Here is a 2421-nt window from a genome sequence, read left to right on the forward strand (position 1 = left end):
AATGGCAACTCGAAACACGAGCGGTCTGGCGCGGGTGATGCTTGCGCCATCGGTGCTGTTATTGCTGGTGTGGATGATCGTGCCTCTGGCGATGACGCTGTGGTTCTCGTTCCAGAACTACAATCTCCTCAACCCGGCCAATGTCAGCTTTGCGGGCCTGTTCAATTACCAGTATTTCTACACCGACCCGGCCTTCTTCCAGTCGATCTGGAACACGTTGCTGATCGTCGGCGGCGTGCTTGCGATCACCGTCATCGGCGGCATTGCCATTGCGCTCCTGCTCGACAATGACATTTTCGGCCAGGGCATCGTCCGCATCATGATCATCTCGCCCTTCTTCGTCATGCCGCCGGTGGCCGCATTGGTGTGGAAGAACATGATCATGCATCCCGGTTACGGCGTGCTTGCCGATCTGTCGCGCTTCTTCGGCCTGCAGCCGGTCGACTGGTTCGCGCAGTTTCCGCTGCTGTCCATCATCATCATCGTCGCCTGGCAATGGCTGCCGTTTGCGACGCTGATCCTGCTCACCGCCCTGCAGTCGCTCGATGGCGAGCAGAAGGAAGCCGCCGAGATGGATGGCGCCAACTTCGTCAATCGCTTCATCCATCTGACCCTGCCGCATCTGTCGCGCGCCATCACCGTCGTCATTCTCATCCAGACGATCTTCCTGCTCGGCGTCTACGCGGAAATCCTCGTCACCACCAATGGCGGACCGGGTTATGCCTCCACCAACCTCGCCTTCCTCATCTATCGCACCGCACTTCTGGGTTACGACGTCGGCGGCGCTTCGGCCGGCGGCATCATCGCCGTCATCCTCGCCAATATCGTCGCCATCTTCCTGATGCGCGCCGTCGGCAAGAACCTCGACCGGTAAGGGGGAAACATCATGGCCCGCAAGACAACCACACGTGCGAAGATCGGCTTTTCCATCGCGGCCTGGGCCGTGGCGCTGCTGCTGTTCTTCCCGATCCTCTATGCCTTCCTCACCTCGCTCAAGACCGAACCGGAGGCGATCGCCGGCTTCAGCCTCATTCCCTCGGGCACCTTCGAGAATTACGTGACGGTCCAGACCCAGCGCGACTACTTCAAGCCGTTCATGAACTCGGTGGTGCTGTCGCTCGGCTCGACGATCATTGCGCTGATCATCGCCATTCCCGCCGCCTGGGCCATGGCGTTCTCGCCGACCAAACGCACCAAGGACATTTTGATGTGGATGCTCTCCACCAAGATGATGCCGGCCGTCGCCGTGCTTGTGCCGATCTATCTGCTCTTCCGCAATGCCGGCCTGCTCGATACCCGCATCGGGCTCACCATCATGCTCACTTTCATCAACCTGCCGATCGTCATCTGGATGCTCTACACCTATTTCCGCGAAATCCCCGGCGAGATCCTGGAGGCCGCCCGCATGGATGGCGCATCCCTGTGGAACGAGATCGTGCATGTGCTGACACCAATGGCGGTGCCGGGTATTGCCTCGACGCTGCTTTTGAACGTCATCCTTGCCTGGAACGAAGCCTTCTGGACCATCCGGCTGACGACCACCAATGCCGCCCCGCTGACGGCCTTCATCGCCTCCTTCTCCTCGCCGCAGGGGCTGTTCTGGGCAAAACTCTCGGCCGCCTCGATGATGGCGATCGCCCCCATTCTCGTCATCGGCTGGTTCTCGCAGAAACAACTCGTGCGTGGCCTGACCTTTGGCGCCGTGAAATAAGGAACGACAAACATGGGCAGCATTTCCCTTCAGAACGTGTCCAAGCTCTTCGGTGAGGCGAAAGTCATCCCGTCGATCGATCTCGATATCAACGACGGCGAGTTCGTCGTCTTCGTCGGCCCCTCCGGCTGCGGCAAGTCCACGCTGTTGCGGCTGATCGCCGGGCTGGAGGATGTTTCCGGTGGCAGAATCGTCATCGACGGCAATGACGCCACCGAAAAGGCCCCGGCCGAGCGTGGCCTTGCCATGGTGTTCCAGTCCTATGCGCTTTATCCGCATATGAGTGTCAGGAACAACATCGCCTTCCCGCTGAAGATGGCCAAGCTCGACAAGGCGGTGATCGATAAAAAGGTCGAGGACGCGGCCCGGGTGCTGAACCTCACCGATTATCTCGAACGCCGGCCCTCGCAATTATCAGGCGGCCAGCGCCAGCGCGTCGCCATCGGCCGCGCCATCGTGCGCGAACCGAAAGCCTTCCTGTTCGACGAGCCGCTTTCCAACCTCGATGCGGCGCTGCGCGGCACCATGCGGCTGGAAATCTCCGAGCTGCACAACGCGCTGAAGACGACGATGATCTATGTCACCCACGACCAGGTGGAAGCCATGACCATGGCCGACAAGATCGTCGTCCTCAACCGCGGCAATATCGAGCAGGTCGGTTCGCCGATGGAGCTTTACCGCACCCCCGCCAACCTCTTCGTCGCCGGCTT

Annotated in this window: 3 protein-coding genes; all 3 read left to right on the plus strand. The window is 60.3% G+C overall.

Annotated elements, in window-relative coordinates; genetic code table 11:
* Position 1: 1 nt before the first annotated feature.
* Entirely contained in the window at positions 2-874 is an 873-nt protein-coding gene (locus JZX88_RS25990) for a carbohydrate ABC transporter permease (RefSeq protein ID WP_080820603.1), read from the plus strand.
* Between the two features lie 12 nt (positions 875-886).
* The gene (locus tag JZX88_RS25995; RefSeq protein ID WP_137454234.1) at positions 887-1711 is read left to right on the plus strand and encodes a carbohydrate ABC transporter permease; all 825 of its coding nucleotides are present in this window, start codon (positions 887-889) and stop codon (positions 1709-1711) included.
* 12 nt (positions 1712-1723) lie between these two features.
* On the plus strand, positions 1724-2421 hold a 698-nt coding region (locus tag JZX88_RS26000), incomplete at its 3' end, for an ABC transporter ATP-binding protein (RefSeq protein WP_206915183.1).

The organism is Agrobacterium sp. OT33, assembly GCF_017313365.1.
GTDB classification, from domain to species: domain Bacteria; phylum Pseudomonadota; class Alphaproteobacteria; order Rhizobiales; family Rhizobiaceae; genus Agrobacterium; species Agrobacterium rhizogenes_A.

Coding starts and splice junctions, on each gene's coding strand:
- JZX88_RS25995 (WP_137454234.1), top strand. CDS start 887: ATGGCCCGCAAGACAACCACACGTGCGAAGATCGGCTTTTCCATCGCG.
- JZX88_RS25990 (WP_080820603.1), top strand. CDS start 2: ATGGCAACTCGAAACACGAGCGGTCTGGCGCGGGTGATGCTTGCGCCA.